The organism is Bradyrhizobium japonicum USDA 6, assembly GCF_000284375.1.
GTDB lineage: Bacteria > Pseudomonadota > Alphaproteobacteria > Rhizobiales > Xanthobacteraceae > Bradyrhizobium > Bradyrhizobium japonicum.
Genome location: NC_017249.1, coordinates 1812304 through 1825647 on the forward strand (window position 1 = coordinate 1812304; position 13344 = coordinate 1825647).

Sequence of the window (13344 nt, forward strand, 5' to 3'; positions counted from 1 at the left end):
TTGCGATCCTTTGGGTTGAACGGCTGGCGCCTGGATCAGGCGCCGAACCCGCCGTCGACGTTGAGCACGGTGCCAGTGACGAAGGAGGCTTCCGGGCTTGCGAGGAACACGACGCCGGCAGCGACTTCCTCGGGACGGCCGAAGCGCTGCAGCGCGTGCTGCTTGCGCTGGGCCTCCGCGAAGTCGCGATCGTCATCCGGATTCATGTCGGTGTTGATCGAGCCGGGCTGCACCACGTTCACGGTGATGCCGCGCGGGCCGAGGTCGCGGGCCGCGCCCTTGGTGTAACCGACGACGGCCGCCTTGGTGGCGACGTAGTCGGCAAGGCCCGGGAACGAGGCGCGGTCGGCGAGCATGGAGCCGACGGTGACGATGCGACCGCCTTCGCCCATCAATTGCGAGGCAGCGCGGATCGCCGCGATCACGCCGTGCACGTTGACCTGATCCTGCCGTTCCAGCGCACCAGTGTCGGCATTGGCATCGTCGGTCGCACCACCGGCGGCAACGCCGGCATTGTTGACGAGAATGTCGAGATGGCCGAATTCCCTGGCGACGTCATTGACGAGCTCTGTCACGTCCTTGGCCGAGGCCTGGTCGGCCTTGAAAGCGCGGGCCTTGACGCCGCGGGCCTTCAGCTCGGCGACGACCGCCTCGGCCTTTTCGGGCGAGGCGACATAGCTGATGGCGACATCCGCGCCTTCATCGGCGAGAGCGCGGGCCGAGGCCGCGCCGATGCCGCGCGAGCCGCCGGTGACGAGGGCAACCTTGCCTGAGAGCTTCTTGGTCATTGGATTTCTCCATTCCGTGGGTTTGCGATTGACCCTTGGATAAGCCTCCGCCTGTGGTATAGAAATAGAAACTGTCGAAACACATTGTTTCCTGAAATACCCCGATTGGATCGGCGCACATGGCAAAACTCCCCGATTTCGAGGCGCTCGCGATTTTCGCAAAAGTCGTGGAATTACGGTCGTTTGCAGGGGTCGCGAGCGAGCTCGCGATGTCCAAGGCAACGGTGTCGAAGGCGGTCACGCGGCTGGAGGAACGGCTCGGTGCCCGGCTGTTCAACCGCACCTCGCGGCGGCTGGCGCTGACCGACGCCGGGCACAAGCTCGCCGAACGCGCCACGCGCCTCCTCGTCGACGGCGAGGCGGCCGAGAACGAGGCGCTGGCGCAATCGGTGGCGCCGCGCGGCCTGGTTCGGCTCGCCGTGCCCATGACCTTCGGGATCAAGGCGGTGGCGCCGCTGCTGCCAGAGTTCTTCGAAACCTATCCGGAGGTCTCGGTCGATCTGCATCTGAGCGATGCGACCATCGATCTGATCGGCGAGGGTTTTGACATGGCGGTGCGGATCGCGCGGCTGCCGGACTCTTCGCTGATCGCGCGGCGGCTCTTCACCATGCCGCGCTTCACGGTGGCCGCGCCGTCCTACCTCAAGAAACATGGCCGGCCGACGCATCCGATGCATCTCGCCGAACACAAATGCTTCAGTTACGCCTATCTCTCGACGCCCAATGTCTGGAACTACACCAATTCGGCAGGCGAGCAGGCCAGCGTCCGTCCGGGCGGACAGCTTCGCGTCAACAACGGAGAGGCGGTGATGCCGGCGCTGATCGCCGGCCTCGGCATCGCCGAACTGCCCGAGTTCATCGTCGGCGAGGCGATTTCGTCCGGCGAGGTCGAGGTGATCCTGAAAGACTGGAAGCAGGCCGAAGGCGGCGTGCATCTGGTGACGCCACCCGGCGGCCCGCGCCCCGCGCGCGTCGAGGCGCTCGGCGATTTTCTCGCGGCGAAACTGCCGGGCACGTGCAAGCGGCGGCCGCGCGGGAAGGTGAAGGGGGCGTAGCGCGAGCGGCCTCTACGGCCCCCGTCATTGCGAGCGCAGCGAAGCAATCCAGAGTGTCTCCGCGGAGGGATTCTGGATTGCTTCGCTGCGCTCGCAATGACGGAGCCTGACTACGACACCTTCACGCCGCCGATCGCGACAATGCGCAAGGCTGGCTTCAGCGTTCCCTCCAGCTGCGTCTTCAATTCGTGCACACGTGGGTCGGTCGAGCGTGCCGCGCAGGCGGCGTATTGATGGACCGATTGCGCCAGCGCGCGCCGCGCTTCCGGCGTTCGCGTCAATTCGGGCTTTGAAAGCCGCAGGACGATCGCTGCGAGATTCACCAGCATCTCGTCCAGGGCGACGTCGATGGTCGCAAGATTCCGCATCACTCACTCCTTCGGGTGGGCAACAGCGGGTTCACGGATGCGTTCCTGACGGGGCCGGACATGGTCAATGCTTCGTTAATGCCTTGTTCTTGCCGCGCGGCACGCTAGGCTGGCGAAACAAAAGAAAATCGGGGGGTAGGGGACCATGATGGATCGACGCGATCTCTTGCGTGCCGCTGCGGCATTGCCGCTGTTGCGGGCTGCATTGCCTGACAAGGCCTTTGCGCAAGCCTATCCGGTACGTAACATCACCATGATCGTGCCGTTTCCGGCCGGCGGACAGGCCGATCTCGCCGCGCGCCCGGTGGCGATGGCGCTGGAGCGGATCCTCGGCAAGCCCGTCATCGTCGACAACCGCGCCGGTGGCGGCGGCGGATCGGTCGGCAATGCCGCGGCGGCCCGCGCCGAGCCCGACGGCTACACGCTGCTGATGACGCTGTCCTCGCTCGCGGTGCTCCCCGAAGCCGACCGTCTGTTCGACCGACCCGTCGCCTACGAGGTCTCGCAGTTCATGCCGATCGCGCGCGTGCTGGCCGATCCCACGCTGCTCGCGGTGCCGGCCTCGGCGCCGTGGAAGACGGCGCAGGATTTCGTCGAGGATGCGAAGAAGCGGCCGGGCCAGATCACTTACGGCTCGTCCGGTCCTTACGGGACGCTGCATGTCGCGATGGAGATGTTCGCGAACAGCGCCGACATCAAATTGCTGCATGTTCCGTTCCGCGGCGCGGGCCCGGCACTGACCGCGCTGCTCAGCGGCACCGTGCAGGCGATAGCGGCCGCGCCGGGCACGCTGAAGCCGCAGGTCGACGACGGCAAGCTGCGCGTGCTCGGCAATTGCGGCGCCCAGCGCATCGCGAGCTTCCCCGACGTTCCGACCTTCCAGGAACTGGGCTACAAGGACGTCGAGATGTACATCTGGGCCGGGCTCTTTGCACAGAGTGCTCTTCCTGCACCGGTCGCGAGCCGCCTGCGCGAAGCGATGGCGCAGGTGATGACGAGCCCGGATGTGCTCAGGAGCTTCGAGGCCTCGGGCAGTCTGGTCGCCTATCAGGACGCGCCGGCATTCTCGCAATTCGTGGCGACGGACAGCGCAAGGCTGATCGCGGCGGTGAAGAAGATCGGCCGGGTGGAATAGGTTCCCGCCGCATTTTCACATTTTTTGTTGGTTCAGAACCTGACCGCGTCTCATTGATTGAAGACAAATCAAGGGAATCGAGAAGGATCGGGACATGCGAACAGAGCGAATTGCGCTGGGTCTGGTACTTGCAGTCAGCGGCATCGTCGCGCAGGGCGCGGCGTCAGCCCAAGAATATCGCGAATATCGCGGCACAATGGAACAGCAGATGGCGTGCACGCCGGATGTCTGGCGCCTTTGCAGCGACCAGATTCCGGATACGAACCGCATCGTGGCCTGCCTGCAGCAGAACACGCCGCAGCTTTCGAGCGCATGCCGGGCGGTGTTCCAGTCGAACAACCAGGCTCAGCCGCAGCAGCCGGTCCCGCGCGGCCGGGCTGTTCCGGCGCCGCGCTACAACAATGCGCCGCCTGTCGCCGCGCCACCACGTCCCTATGATGATGACAACGACTAGAGCATGATCCGGAAAAGTGTGATGCGATTTTCCGAAACGATCATGCTCAAGTCATAACCTGAAGCGACCGTCTCACTCCCGACTCGTTTGGCGCTCCCGCTTGCTGTTCGGCTCGGGTCGTTGCCGGAGCGCTGTCCGCAAGAGGGCACCGAAGAGTATTGCTGCGACCGGCCAATGGAACCAGATCTTGTGCATGCCGGTGAAAACGTTGATCAGAATCAGAAAGCCCGAAACCGTGAGGGCCGCTGCAACCGGGCGGGGCAGCTTCGCCAGCCAATCCGAGACGAAGCCCATCCAATTGGATGGCTCGTGCCTGCTGTCAATCCATCGAGCGCCAGTTTCCGATTCTGCAACTGCTCGCCCCTGGGGATTGACGCTGTCGTCAACCGGGAAGCTCCGTCGCCCAGCGCTTTGGCCGCTCATGGCCACGCGATAGCTGGTCATGGGAGCAACGTTCTTCATTGGTCGCTGGCCGAGACAGTCGAAGCCAACGGACAATTTGTTGTGGACCTGATCGTAGACGGAACTTGAGATCACGACGCCGCCGGGTTCGGCGAGCTCTTGCAGCCGCGACGCGATATTGACCCCGTCGCCATAGATGTCGGACCCGTCCACCATCACGTCGCCGAGGTTGATGCCGATGCGAAACCGCATCGGGTGGGCGTGCGGTGCGTCCGAATCCTGGTTGGAAATTTCCTGCTGAATTTCGACCGCGCATTGCACGGCCTCGACGACGCTGGCGAACTCGGCGATCACGGCATCGCCCCAGGTATTCACGATCCGGCCGTCATGGCGCTCCACCAGTCCCGCAAAGGCAGCGCGGTGGCGGCGCAGCGTCTCCAACGTTCCGGTCTCGTCTGCTCCCATGAGGCGAGAATAGCCCTGCACGTCAGCGCACAGGACGGTGGTCAATCGTCGTTTCACCTTGTCGTCGGCCATGGTCCATATGCTAGCCTTCCTGACCGGCAATTGCATCAGGCATCGCATCTGGCCCCATCGCCGCTCAACGACCGGTTGTCCAGTCCCGAAACCGTCATAACCGTGCAACGAATTGCAGCCAGCCACGTGCCAAAACCGACCTGGCGTGAGGTCGCCCTCCGTGCCGCGGTTTATGAGTGCAGGCCGGAGCCGCCTTAGGGCCTGTGCTCGCAGACGTCGACCCATTCGGCCGCGGTCAGTTCGGCCATCCGCTCGGGCGTGATGCGCACGGCGCTGTGGGTCGAGCCTGCGGCCGGCACCACGACGTCGAACGCCTTCAGCGATACGTCGCAATAGATCGGCAGCGGCGATTTCAGCCCGAACGGGCAGACGCCGCCGACCTCGTGGCCGGTGATCTCGGCGACCTCCTCCAGCCCCAGCATCTTCGGCTTGCCGCCGAACGCAGCCTTGACCTTCTTGTTGTCCATGCGCGAGGTGCCGGCGGCGACGATCAGGATCACGCGCTCCCCGATGCGCAACGACAGGGTCTTGGCGATCCGGCCGGGCTCGACGCCATAGGCTTCGGCGGCCAGCGGCACCGTGGCCGAACTGATCGGGGATTCGATGACGGAGATGTCGGGGGCTTTCTCGGCAAAGAAGGCACGAACGGATTGCAGGCTCATTCCAGTCAGCTCATTCCAGACTCATGGGCGGGCGGCAATGCTTAGGCGATCGTTGGCAGTTCCGAGAGCGCGCGGACACGATGATCCGGCGCGAACCCAAGCTCGTCCATCTGGGTCCGGATCGCCTTGAACATCGTCAGCGGTGCCACGAGTTCGTTCTCGACGCAAGCCAGCGCCATCGCCTCGGGCGTCACGCGTTCGATCCAGGCGACGTTCAGCCCGAACGACTTTGCGCCCGCGACGTCCCAGGGGTTGGACGAGACGAACAGAACCTCATCCGGCCTGGTGCCGAACGCCTCGCCGATCAGCATGTAGGCCTCTGGAGATGGCTTGAAGACCTTCTTCGCATCCACGCTGATGGTGGCATCGAGCAGACGGTCGAGCCCGGAATTGCGCACGAGCGCATTCAGCATGTCCGGACTGCCATTCGAGAGGATGGCGAGTTTTCGCGGCTTCAGCGCCGCAAGCGCGGCGGCTGCATCGGGATAGAGATCGAGATGCAGATATTTCTCGATCACCCGCTCGAACGCTTCGCCTTCATAGGCGAGGCCGAGCAGGCGCAGCGTATAGGCGAGCGAGTCGCGCGTGACGCCTGCAAAATCCTGGTAGCGCCGCATCAGCGAGCGCAGCCAGGAATATTCGAGCTGCTTGATCCGCCAGACCTGCGTGATGATCTCGCCGTAGCCTGGAAAGGCATCCTCGGTGATATCAGCGACCGACTGGACGTCGTAGAGCGTTCCGTATGCGTCGAAGACAACGGCTTTGAGGCTCAATTGACCGGTCCTCCGGGATCGTTGTGGAAGCTAAGGATTATACAAGGCGGCGCGATATCGATCCAAGCAGGAAACTCGAATTGACGCTATTCCGCTGGCCCGCGTCGCGACAAGGTCGGAACCTGCTTCAACAAATCGTCATCCCGTCGACCCTCGCGCAGCGGATTGACACTGCCGCCGGCAAGGCGTTCTATTTGGCGTACGGGGATGTGCGATCTCCCCGCGAGGCGACATGCCCAAGTATCGCGTCCTGGTCACCAAGGACGCTGCATGTCTTCCTACAGCTCGATCCCATCAGAGAAATTATCCCGTCTTATCGGTGTCGCCCACGCGCCGGCCCGCGTCGATGTTCGTATCGACGTGGACCGCGGGGCCGATCCGCGCGCTCAGCAAGACGGCGAGCACCAGGAGCGAGTGAGCACACGGGGCACATTGGGGACGACGATCAAGCGGAGGACTCCATGACTGCGAATACCGACCGCCGAGACTTCATCAGGGGCGTGGGGGCCGCCGCGGCATCGACCGCAATGCTCGCAGGGACGCAAGCCCTTGCGCAAGCCAATCAGCCAACAGGAGCCAAGCCAATGACATACCAGTCCAAGCCGATGCCGTTCGATCCGAAATCCATTGCCGGCATCTCGGAGAAGGTGCTCGTCAGCCATTACGAGAACAACTATGTCGGCGCGGTGAAACGGCTCAACGCGATCGGAACGCAGCTCGCCGAGCTCGACTTCGCCAAAGCTCCGAACTTCGTCATCAACGGTCTGAAGCGCGAGGAGCTCATCGCGTCAAATTCGATGATCCTCCATGAGATCTATTTCGACGGGCTCGGCGGCGCCGGCAAGCCGAGCGCAGCGCTCGCCGACGCGATCGCGCGCGATTTCGGCAGCATGGAGCGGTGGCGTGCGGAGTTCTCCGCCATGGGCAAGGCCGAAGGCGGCGGCTCCGGCTGGGTGATTCTTTCCTACTCGCCGCGCGACAAGCGGCTCGTCAACCAGTGGGCCGCCGACCACACGACGACTCTGGCCGGCGGACGCCCCGTGCTGGTGCTCGACATGTATGAGCACGCCTATCACATGGATTATGGCGCTGCGGCTGCGAAGTATGTCGACATCTACATGGAAGCGATCAAATGGGACAACGCCGCAACACTGTACGATCAATACAGGCGGGAAGCTTAGACGTTGTGCAAAAAATGAGCGTAGCGCTCCTGCGGGCGGCGTTGCTCCTATTGTCGGTGGAGGGAAACGCGATGGCAGAAACCGTAAATTTTGACAACGCAGCAACTGGCGCAGCGCCCGAAGGCTGGACGCTGACGATGACGGGTCGTGGCCAGCCCAAATGGACGGTCGAGGCGGAGCCCACGGCGCCAAGCAAGCCGAACGTCCTGAAACAATCCGGCCAGGCGACGTTTCCGGTGGCGCTCAGGAACGGCACCAGCATCCAGGATGGGTTCATCGAGGTGAAGTTCAAGGCGATCGCGGGCTCCGAGGATCGTGCGGCCGGTCTTGTCTGGCGCGCAAAGGATGCCGACAACTACTATGTCGTGCGGGCCAACGCGCTTGAAGACAATGTCGTGCTCTACAAGACGATCAAGGGTGTTCGCCGCGTGCTCGATATCATCGGCCGGAAAGGCGGCTACGGCGTCAAGGTCGCGGTGCCATCAGGTCAATGGCATACGCTGCGTTGCGAATTCGCGGGAGCGCGATTCAAGGTGACGTATGACGGAAAGCCGATGTTCGAGGTCGAGGACGCATCGATCAGGGACGCCGGCATGATCGGCTTGTGGACCAAGGCCGACAGTGTCACCGTGTTCGACGACCTGACATATGGCGCATTGAACTAGGTTGCCGTCGGCGTCGACCTGCTCGCGTCGGAGAAAATCATGCTCGCTCGAAACCTGCTCGGTGCGGCCGCCATCCTGGTTGCTCTCGCGCATCCCGTAATCGCGGAAGAGCCGCTCACGACCTACAAATCCCTGAGTCCCGAGCTGGCGCTCGATCTGGCCCGGGCATCGCTTGGCGATTGCCGATCCCGCGGGTATCAGGTCGCCGTCGCGGTCGTCGATCGATTCGGGGTGATACAGGTGGTCCTTCGTGACCGGTTCGCCGGCGCTCACACCGTTTCAACGGCCTCGGGCAAGGCATGGACCGCAGCAACATTCCGGACCAGCACCACTGAACTCAACGCCGTCAGCCAACCTGGCATGATGCAGGCCGGTATCCGCAATCTCCCCGGCACGGTCATCATAGGCGGCGGATTGATTGTCGAAGCGGGCGGCTCGCTGGTCGGAGCCGTCGGTGTATCCGGGGCGCCTGGCGGGGACGCTGACGAAGCCTGCGCCAGGGCCGGTATCGACGCCATACGCGACAAGCTGGAGTTTTAATGCATGATCCGGAAAAGTGCGCAGCGGTTTTCCGAAAAGATCATGCTCAAACAACAACCTAAAGCGCGATGACGATTCATCCTAATCTCAATCGCGGCTTAGGGGCGCGTTGCCCGCTTCATTGACTCCAGCCGCACGCAACCAGTGCGTCCAGTCCGCCCGGCTGTCGAGGTAGACGAGCGCAAACTCGAGGATATCGCTGGTCTGCCTAGATCCCCAAAAGCTTCCTTGCGTTCGCCTTCAGCACCTTCGGCCGGATCTCGTCGCGGATCTCGATCTTGGCGAAGTCCGACAGCCAGCGGTCCGGCGTGATCACCGGCCAGTCCGAGCCGAACAGCATCTTGTCCTGAAGGATCGAGTTGATGTAGCGCACCAGGATCGGCGGGAAATACTTTGGCGACCAGCCCGAGAGGTCGATGTAGACGTTCGGCTTGTGGGTCGCGACCGACAGCGCTTCCTCCTGCCAGGGGAAGGAGGGATGGGCGAGGATGATCTTGAGGTCGGGGAAATCCGCGGCCACGTCGTCCATGTACATCGGGTTGGAATATTTCAGCCGCATGCCCATGCCGCCGGGCATGCCCGAGCCGACGCCGGTCTGGCCGGTGTGGAACAGCGCGATCGCGCCGCCATTGTTGATCTCTTCGTAGAGCGGATAGGCCATACGGTCGTTGGCGTAGAAGCCCTGCATGGTCGGATGGAATTTGAAGCCGCGCACGCCGTATTCCTCGATCAGCTTGCGCGCCTCGCGCGCGCCGAGCTTGCCCTTGTGCGGGTCGATCGAGACGAAGGGGATGAGGACGTCGAGATGGTCGGAGGCGGCCTCGATCATCTCGTAATTGTTGTAGCGGCGGAAGCCGGTCTCGCGCTCGGCGTCGACCGGGAAGATCACCGCGGCGATGTTCTTGGAGCGGTAGTAGGCCGCGGTCTCCGGCACGGTCGGCGGATGCTTGTTCGGCGACTTGAAATATTCGGCCATCTGAGCCTGGAAGTCGTCATAGCCGTCGTCGGCATGGCAGCCGCAGGGCTCCTCGGCATGGGTGTGGATGTCGATCGCGACGACATCGTCGATGTTGGGCAGCTTCAGCTTCGGCATTGGTTTCCTCCCGACGGGTTGCCGAATTGATTATATGATATAACGAATTTGGCAAGGCGCGTTGTCGGAAGCGAAGTCCCAAGTCGACAAACGCGTAGATCGGGCCGATCCGGCCGTTTCTACCTTGCTTTCTACTTTGCATGGGGTTGTTTTCCAGAATTTGCTGGTCCGGAACCGGGCAGTTAACATTGACATCCGGTCCTCCCATGCCTTAAGAACCGCCCCGTCCCGGGCGGCCGGTCCGCCAGCGGGAAAGATCTCATTTTGCCACATTCGCGCGTGCCGAAACGGTAGTGCCGAACACGGCCTTTCGAACGTTCAGGATTCTGCCATGAAGGTCCGTAACTCGCTGAAATCGCTGCGCGGTCGCCATCGCGCCAACCGCCTGGTCCGCCGCAAGGGCCGGGTCTATGTGATCAACAAGGTGCAGCGCCGCTTCAAGGCTCGCCAGGGCTGATATTGCCCTCGCGGTCGCCTCACGCGCGCCTCACACGACCTCGCCTCACACGAGTTTGACGCCGCCTTTGCTTTGCAAGGGCGGCTTTGCGCGTCTAGACTTTGGCCATGGCAGTGAGATTCCCTTTCGCACGCACCCTGTGTCTGGCTCTCGTTCTGGGAGCCGCAGGTCTCGCTTTGGTCACTCCTGCCTTGGCGCAGGCTGATCCGCCGGCTCCACCCGGCAAGCAGAAGAAGCTTCCCGAGGCGCCGGCCAAGCTGCCGAAGGTCGACCGCAGCAAGAATCTCGATTTCCTGTTCGGCGCGCTGAAGGCCGCGCCCGACGAGGCCAGCGCCAAGCATGTCGAGGCGCGGATCTGGGCGATCTGGATCCAGACCCCGAGCGACACCGCATCGCTGTTGATGGCGCGGGCCAAGACCGCGGTCGACGCGCAGAAGATCGACATCGCGATCAAGCTGCTGGATTCGGTGATCAAGCTCAGGCCCGACTACATCGAGGCCTGGAACCGGCGCGCCACGCTCTACTACATGCAGAATGACTACGGCCGCTCGCTTGCCGACATCCGCGAGGTGCTGATCCGGGAGCCGCGCCATTTCGGCGCGCTCGCAGGCCTCGGCATGATCATGCAGGAGGTCGGTGACGAGAAACGTGCGCTCGAGGCCTACCGCAAGGCGCTGGCCGTCAATCCGCACCTCGAGAAGATCCCCGAACAGGTCAAGGCGCTGACCGAGAAGGTCGAAGGCCGCGACATCTAGCAGACAAGTTGATCATTTCCCGAGTGATTGCGGCGTGCGCGGATTAACCACGATCACACGTGCGGCGTTCTCGGGGGTATTGTTGAAGCGCGCGCAGGCCTACCTGCATGGCAGGAGCACGGCCATGAAGCGTTTGATCTTTGCAGGTGTATTGCTGCTCGCGTCGGGCTCGGTGAGCCTCGCCGACGGCTTGTTCTGGGTGGTCGGCAATCGCGCCACGGGCAGATGCAACATCGTAACCAGCAATCCCGTGATCATCGGCGACATCTGGTTCGGCGACGGTCCCTACAAGTCCAGGGCCGATGCCAAGCTTGCCCGTTCGACGATTCGCGCCTGCCCCGCGGTCACGCCGGACGAGGAAAAGGACGAGGACGGAACGAACTAGCCTGCACCTAGTGCAGGATGCTACCGGCGCGCTCGACAAGGCCGTGATCGGCGGCTGCGGCGTAGGCCTTTGCAAGCTCCGTCTCGAGATGCTCATTGATCAGAAGCAGTGCCCGCACGGCACCGCGCAGGTCACCGTTGCAGCTCGCCACGATCTCGTCGATCGCAGTGTCGTTGGATCTGAAGCTCATCGACATTCTCCGGTTCAAATCAGGACAAATCCTGCCGGTCTTTCCCGCATCTCCTGGAGTTGCGAGGAGGATCGGCGCCCACCCGCGCCTAGATGGCGGAACCGACCGTGGCGATTATATGGAGGCCGCGATGACGACTGCATGAAGCTGGCCTGAGGCTTGCGCGCTGCGGAGAATACGATTGATTTTGCTACGTTTTTTCTGCTCGAATTATGCACATATCCACAGCCCCGGCATTTCAAGTGGAGCGCGGGGCCCCACGGAGCGAAACTGCCGTCCGCTAGTCTCGTAACTGCCAGGTGCCCTGGATCGCCCGGATTCTCCCCATGATCGTGATGTCAGTCGTGACCGCGCTGGTTCTGCTGGCGCTGGCGACGCAGGCCGGCGTCCTTGCGGTGCAGCGCGCCTTTCCGCCTCAGGGCCGGATGGTCGCGGTCGACGGCGCTGTGCTTCACGTCGTCGATATCGGTCCGCGCGGTTCAGGCGTGCCGATCGTGATGCTGCACGGCGCGAGCTCCAATCTCGAAGCGATGCGGCGTCCGCTCGGCGACCTCCTCGCCAAAGACCATCGCGTCATTTTGATCGACCGTCCCGGTCACGGCTGGAGCACGCGGATGCGGCGGCAGGATTCGACGCCGCAGATCCAGGCCCGGATGATCGACGAGGCGCTTCGTAAGCTCGGGATCGATCGCGCGGTCTTCGTCGTGCATTCCTGGAGCGGTGCGCTCGGCGCGCGGATCGCGCTCGATCATCCCGGCCGCGTCGCCGGTCTCGTCATGCTGGCGCCGGTGACCCATCCCTGGCGCGGCGGCGTCGGCCGCTACAACGAGATGATCGCAACGCCGGTGATCGGCCCGCTGCTCGCCTACACCATCACGCTGCCGATGGGGTATTTCGTCGCCGAGGCCGGTGCGCGCAACGTCTTCCTGCCGCAAATCATGCCGGACGGCTTCGTGCAGGACTCCGCGACGCCGCTATTGCTGCGTCCGCGCGAGTTCATCGCCAATGCCTATGACCTGGTGACGCTGAAGGAAGCGGTGACGGCGCAGGCTGCGCGTTATGGCGAGATCAAGGTGCCGGTCACGATCATCGCCGGCGAGCCCGACAAGACGGTGAAGACCGACATCCACGCGCGTCCCTTCGCCGCGATGCTGCCGGGTGCGAAGCTGATCGTGCTGCCCGATCTCGGCCACATCGTGCAGAACGCTGTGCCGGATCTGGTGAAGACGGAGATCGAGACGATGATCGGGAAAATCGTCCCGGCGCAGGCGGCCGCCGATTAAAGCGTTTTCGAGCGACGTGGATACCGCTTCGCGTGAAGAAAACGCGTCAAAACAACAAGCCTGAGCTTCGGTTCTAACTCAATCAGAACCGAAGCCCGGGCGGCCGCCGCTCACGCTTACTGCTTGATTTTCCCGTCCTTGTCGAACTGCGCGACGAAGGCCCAGAGATTGTTGATCTCGTTCTCGTTCTTGATGCCGGCGAACGCCATCTTGGTGCCGGGGATCTTGGCCTTGGGGTCCTTGATGTATTCCTTGAACGTGGCTTCGTCCCAGGTGATGCCGGAATTCTTGTTCGCATCCGAGTAATTGTAGTCCGGCGCGGTGCCGGACTTGCGGCCGTTGAGGCCGTTGAGCTCGGGGCCGACCTTGTTCTTGGCGCCTTCGCCGATCGCGTGGCAGGCCAGGCATTTGTTGAACGACGATTTGCCGGCCGCAACATCCTGCGCCATCGCGGCGGGTGCGGTGGCAGTCACGGTGAGGATCATCAGTGCGCCAAAAGTCAGTTTTGTCATCGGGTGCTCTTCGTCTCTTCCCTGGTGGGTCTAGGCTGGTCGGTCTTGCCTGGTCGGCAAACGACGGCCCCGCCGGTTTTGGCAGGCCCGCCCGGCTTGGACAAGCCGC

At 63.1% G+C, this 13344-nt stretch carries 18 protein-coding genes; 10 read left to right on the forward strand and 8 right to left on the reverse strand.

The window, feature by feature from the left end; translation table 11 throughout:
* Positions 1–35: 35 nt before the first annotated feature.
* Positions 36–788 (reverse strand): SDR family NAD(P)-dependent oxidoreductase, encoded by a 753-nt coding sequence (locus tag BJ6T_RS08420; RefSeq protein ID WP_014491884.1) that lies wholly within the window; start codon positions 786–788, stop codon positions 36–38.
* 119 nt (positions 789–907) lie between these two features.
* On the opposite strand from BJ6T_RS08420, the gene BJ6T_RS08425 reads away from it, so the two are divergent.
* Positions 908–1843: a LysR family transcriptional regulator gene (locus tag BJ6T_RS08425; RefSeq protein WP_014491885.1), complete on the forward strand. Its 936-nt coding sequence runs from the start codon at positions 908–910 to the stop codon at positions 1841–1843.
* Positions 1844–1953: 110 nt separating this feature from the next.
* Here the strand turns inward: BJ6T_RS08425 and BJ6T_RS08430 are convergent, their stop codons facing one another.
* Entirely contained in the window at positions 1954–2211 is a 258-nt protein-coding gene (locus tag BJ6T_RS08430) for a hypothetical protein (RefSeq protein WP_014491886.1), read from the reverse strand.
* 148 nt (positions 2212–2359) lie between these two features.
* Here BJ6T_RS08430 and BJ6T_RS08435 point away from each other — a divergent pair, with 148 nt between their 5' ends.
* Both BJ6T_RS08435 and BJ6T_RS08440 read left to right on the forward strand, forming a co-directional pair.
* Positions 2360–3346: a tripartite tricarboxylate transporter substrate binding protein gene (locus BJ6T_RS08435; protein ID WP_014491887.1), complete on the forward strand. Its 987-nt coding sequence runs from the start codon at positions 2360–2362 to the stop codon at positions 3344–3346.
* Positions 3347–3440: 94 nt separating this feature from the next.
* The gene (locus BJ6T_RS08440) at positions 3441–3800 is read left to right on the forward strand and encodes a hypothetical protein (protein ID WP_014491888.1); all 360 of its coding nucleotides are present in this window, start codon (positions 3441–3443) and stop codon (positions 3798–3800) included.
* A gap of 72 nt (positions 3801–3872) precedes the next feature.
* Here BJ6T_RS08440 and BJ6T_RS08445 read toward each other — a convergent pair whose 3' ends face one another.
* From BJ6T_RS08445 to BJ6T_RS08455, 3 genes are all read right to left on the reverse strand, one after another.
* The gene (locus BJ6T_RS08445) at positions 3873–4739 is read right to left on the reverse strand and encodes an adenylate/guanylate cyclase domain-containing protein (protein ID WP_014491889.1); all 867 of its coding nucleotides are present in this window, start codon (positions 4737–4739) and stop codon (positions 3873–3875) included.
* A 194-nt stretch (positions 4740–4933) separates the two neighbouring features.
* Entirely contained in the window at positions 4934–5401 is a 468-nt protein-coding gene (locus BJ6T_RS08450) for a YbaK/EbsC family protein (RefSeq protein WP_014491890.1), read from the reverse strand.
* A 41-nt stretch (positions 5402–5442) separates the two neighbouring features.
* Complete coding sequence (locus tag BJ6T_RS08455; protein WP_014491891.1) at positions 5443–6174, reverse strand: haloacid dehalogenase type II; 732 nt, start codon at positions 6172–6174, stop codon at positions 5443–5445.
* A 584-nt stretch (positions 6175–6758) separates the two neighbouring features.
* Between BJ6T_RS08455 and BJ6T_RS08460 the strand changes: the two genes are divergently transcribed.
* From BJ6T_RS08460 to BJ6T_RS08470, 3 genes are all read left to right on the forward strand, one after another.
* The gene (locus BJ6T_RS08460) at positions 6759–7355 is read left to right on the forward strand and encodes a superoxide dismutase (protein ID WP_014491892.1); all 597 of its coding nucleotides are present in this window, start codon (positions 6759–6761) and stop codon (positions 7353–7355) included.
* Between the two features lie 71 nt (positions 7356–7426).
* Positions 7427–8020, forward strand: coding sequence for a 3-keto-alpha-glucoside-1,2-lyase-like domain-containing protein (locus BJ6T_RS08465; protein ID WP_014491893.1), 594 nt, complete (start codon positions 7427–7429; stop codon positions 8018–8020).
* Between the two features lie 39 nt (positions 8021–8059).
* Positions 8060–8560 carry a GlcG/HbpS family heme-binding protein gene (locus tag BJ6T_RS08470; protein ID WP_014491894.1) on the forward strand — a complete coding sequence of 167 codons (501 nt, stop codon included), beginning with the start codon at positions 8060–8062 and terminating at the stop codon, positions 8558–8560.
* A 208-nt stretch (positions 8561–8768) separates the two neighbouring features.
* Here the strand turns inward: BJ6T_RS08470 and BJ6T_RS08475 are convergent, their stop codons facing one another.
* On the reverse strand, positions 8769–9653 hold the full coding sequence (locus tag BJ6T_RS08475) for a 4-hydroxyphenyl-beta-ketoacyl-CoA hydrolase (RefSeq protein ID WP_014491895.1): 885 nt from the start codon (positions 9651–9653) through the stop codon (positions 8769–8771).
* Between the two features lie 331 nt (positions 9654–9984).
* On the opposite strand from BJ6T_RS08475, the gene ykgO reads away from it, so the two are divergent.
* From ykgO to BJ6T_RS08490, 3 genes are all read left to right on the forward strand, one after another.
* On the forward strand, positions 9985–10110 hold the full coding sequence (ykgO, locus tag BJ6T_RS08480) for a type B 50S ribosomal protein L36 (protein WP_006611362.1): 126 nt from the start codon (positions 9985–9987) through the stop codon (positions 10108–10110).
* 107 nt (positions 10111–10217) lie between these two features.
* A complete protein-coding gene (locus BJ6T_RS08485; RefSeq protein WP_028169928.1) occupies positions 10218–10865 on the forward strand; it encodes a tetratricopeptide repeat protein in 648 nt (215 codons plus the stop codon).
* A 124-nt stretch (positions 10866–10989) separates the two neighbouring features.
* Positions 10990–11250, forward strand: a complete 261-nt coding sequence (locus tag BJ6T_RS08490) for a hypothetical protein (RefSeq protein WP_014491897.1) — start codon at positions 10990–10992, stop codon at positions 11248–11250.
* A gap of 7 nt (positions 11251–11257) precedes the next feature.
* On the opposite strand, the gene BJ6T_RS08495 is transcribed toward BJ6T_RS08490, so the two are convergent.
* On the reverse strand, positions 11258–11440 hold the full coding sequence (locus BJ6T_RS08495; protein WP_014491898.1) for a hypothetical protein: 183 nt from the start codon (positions 11438–11440) through the stop codon (positions 11258–11260).
* Between the two features lie 326 nt (positions 11441–11766).
* Between BJ6T_RS08495 and BJ6T_RS08500 the strand changes: the two genes are divergently transcribed.
* Entirely contained in the window at positions 11767–12723 is a 957-nt protein-coding gene (locus tag BJ6T_RS08500; protein WP_014491899.1) for an alpha/beta fold hydrolase, read from the forward strand.
* 116 nt (positions 12724–12839) lie between these two features.
* Here BJ6T_RS08500 and cycA read toward each other — a convergent pair whose 3' ends face one another.
* On the reverse strand, positions 12840–13235 hold the full coding sequence (cycA, locus tag BJ6T_RS08505) for a cytochrome c-550 CycA (RefSeq protein ID WP_014491900.1): 396 nt from the start codon (positions 13233–13235) through the stop codon (positions 12840–12842).
* Positions 13236–13344: the final 109 nt, after the last annotated feature.

What these genes read in the sequence shown, in the direction of transcription:
- BJ6T_RS08470 (WP_014491894.1), top strand. Translation starts at nt 8,060, where the DNA reads ATGCTCGCTCGAAACCTGCTCGGTGCGGCCGCCATCCTGGTTGCTCTC.
- BJ6T_RS08485 (WP_028169928.1), top strand. Translation starts at nt 10,218, where the DNA reads ATGGCAGTGAGATTCCCTTTCGCACGCACCCTGTGTCTGGCTCTCGTT.
- BJ6T_RS08460 (WP_014491892.1), top strand. Translation starts at nt 6,759, where the DNA reads ATGACATACCAGTCCAAGCCGATGCCGTTCGATCCGAAATCCATTGCC.
- BJ6T_RS08500 (WP_014491899.1), top strand. Translation starts at nt 11,767, where the DNA reads ATGATCGTGATGTCAGTCGTGACCGCGCTGGTTCTGCTGGCGCTGGCG.
- cycA (WP_014491900.1), bottom strand. Translation starts at nt 13,235, where the DNA reads ATGACAAAACTGACTTTTGGCGCACTGATGATCCTCACCGTGACTGCC.
- BJ6T_RS08420 (WP_014491884.1), bottom strand. Translation starts at nt 788, where the DNA reads ATGACCAAGAAGCTCTCAGGCAAGGTTGCCCTCGTCACCGGCGGCTCG.
- BJ6T_RS08465 (WP_014491893.1), top strand. Translation starts at nt 7,427, where the DNA reads ATGGCAGAAACCGTAAATTTTGACAACGCAGCAACTGGCGCAGCGCCC.
- BJ6T_RS08450 (WP_014491890.1), bottom strand. Translation starts at nt 5,401, where the DNA reads ATGAGCCTGCAATCCGTTCGTGCCTTCTTTGCCGAGAAAGCCCCCGAC.
- BJ6T_RS08495 (WP_014491898.1), bottom strand. Translation starts at nt 11,440, where the DNA reads ATGAGCTTCAGATCCAACGACACTGCGATCGACGAGATCGTGGCGAGC.
- BJ6T_RS08490 (WP_014491897.1), top strand. Translation starts at nt 10,990, where the DNA reads ATGAAGCGTTTGATCTTTGCAGGTGTATTGCTGCTCGCGTCGGGCTCG.
- BJ6T_RS08430 (WP_014491886.1), bottom strand. Translation starts at nt 2,211, where the DNA reads ATGCGGAATCTTGCGACCATCGACGTCGCCCTGGACGAGATGCTGGTG.
- ykgO (WP_006611362.1), top strand. Translation starts at nt 9,985, where the DNA reads ATGAAGGTCCGTAACTCGCTGAAATCGCTGCGCGGTCGCCATCGCGCC.
- BJ6T_RS08440 (WP_014491888.1), top strand. Translation starts at nt 3,441, where the DNA reads ATGCGAACAGAGCGAATTGCGCTGGGTCTGGTACTTGCAGTCAGCGGC.
- BJ6T_RS08475 (WP_014491895.1), bottom strand. Translation starts at nt 9,653, where the DNA reads ATGCCGAAGCTGAAGCTGCCCAACATCGACGATGTCGTCGCGATCGAC.
- BJ6T_RS08425 (WP_014491885.1), top strand. Translation starts at nt 908, where the DNA reads ATGGCAAAACTCCCCGATTTCGAGGCGCTCGCGATTTTCGCAAAAGTC.
- BJ6T_RS08435 (WP_014491887.1), top strand. Translation starts at nt 2,360, where the DNA reads ATGGATCGACGCGATCTCTTGCGTGCCGCTGCGGCATTGCCGCTGTTG.
- BJ6T_RS08445 (WP_014491889.1), bottom strand. Translation starts at nt 4,739, where the DNA reads ATGGCCGACGACAAGGTGAAACGACGATTGACCACCGTCCTGTGCGCT.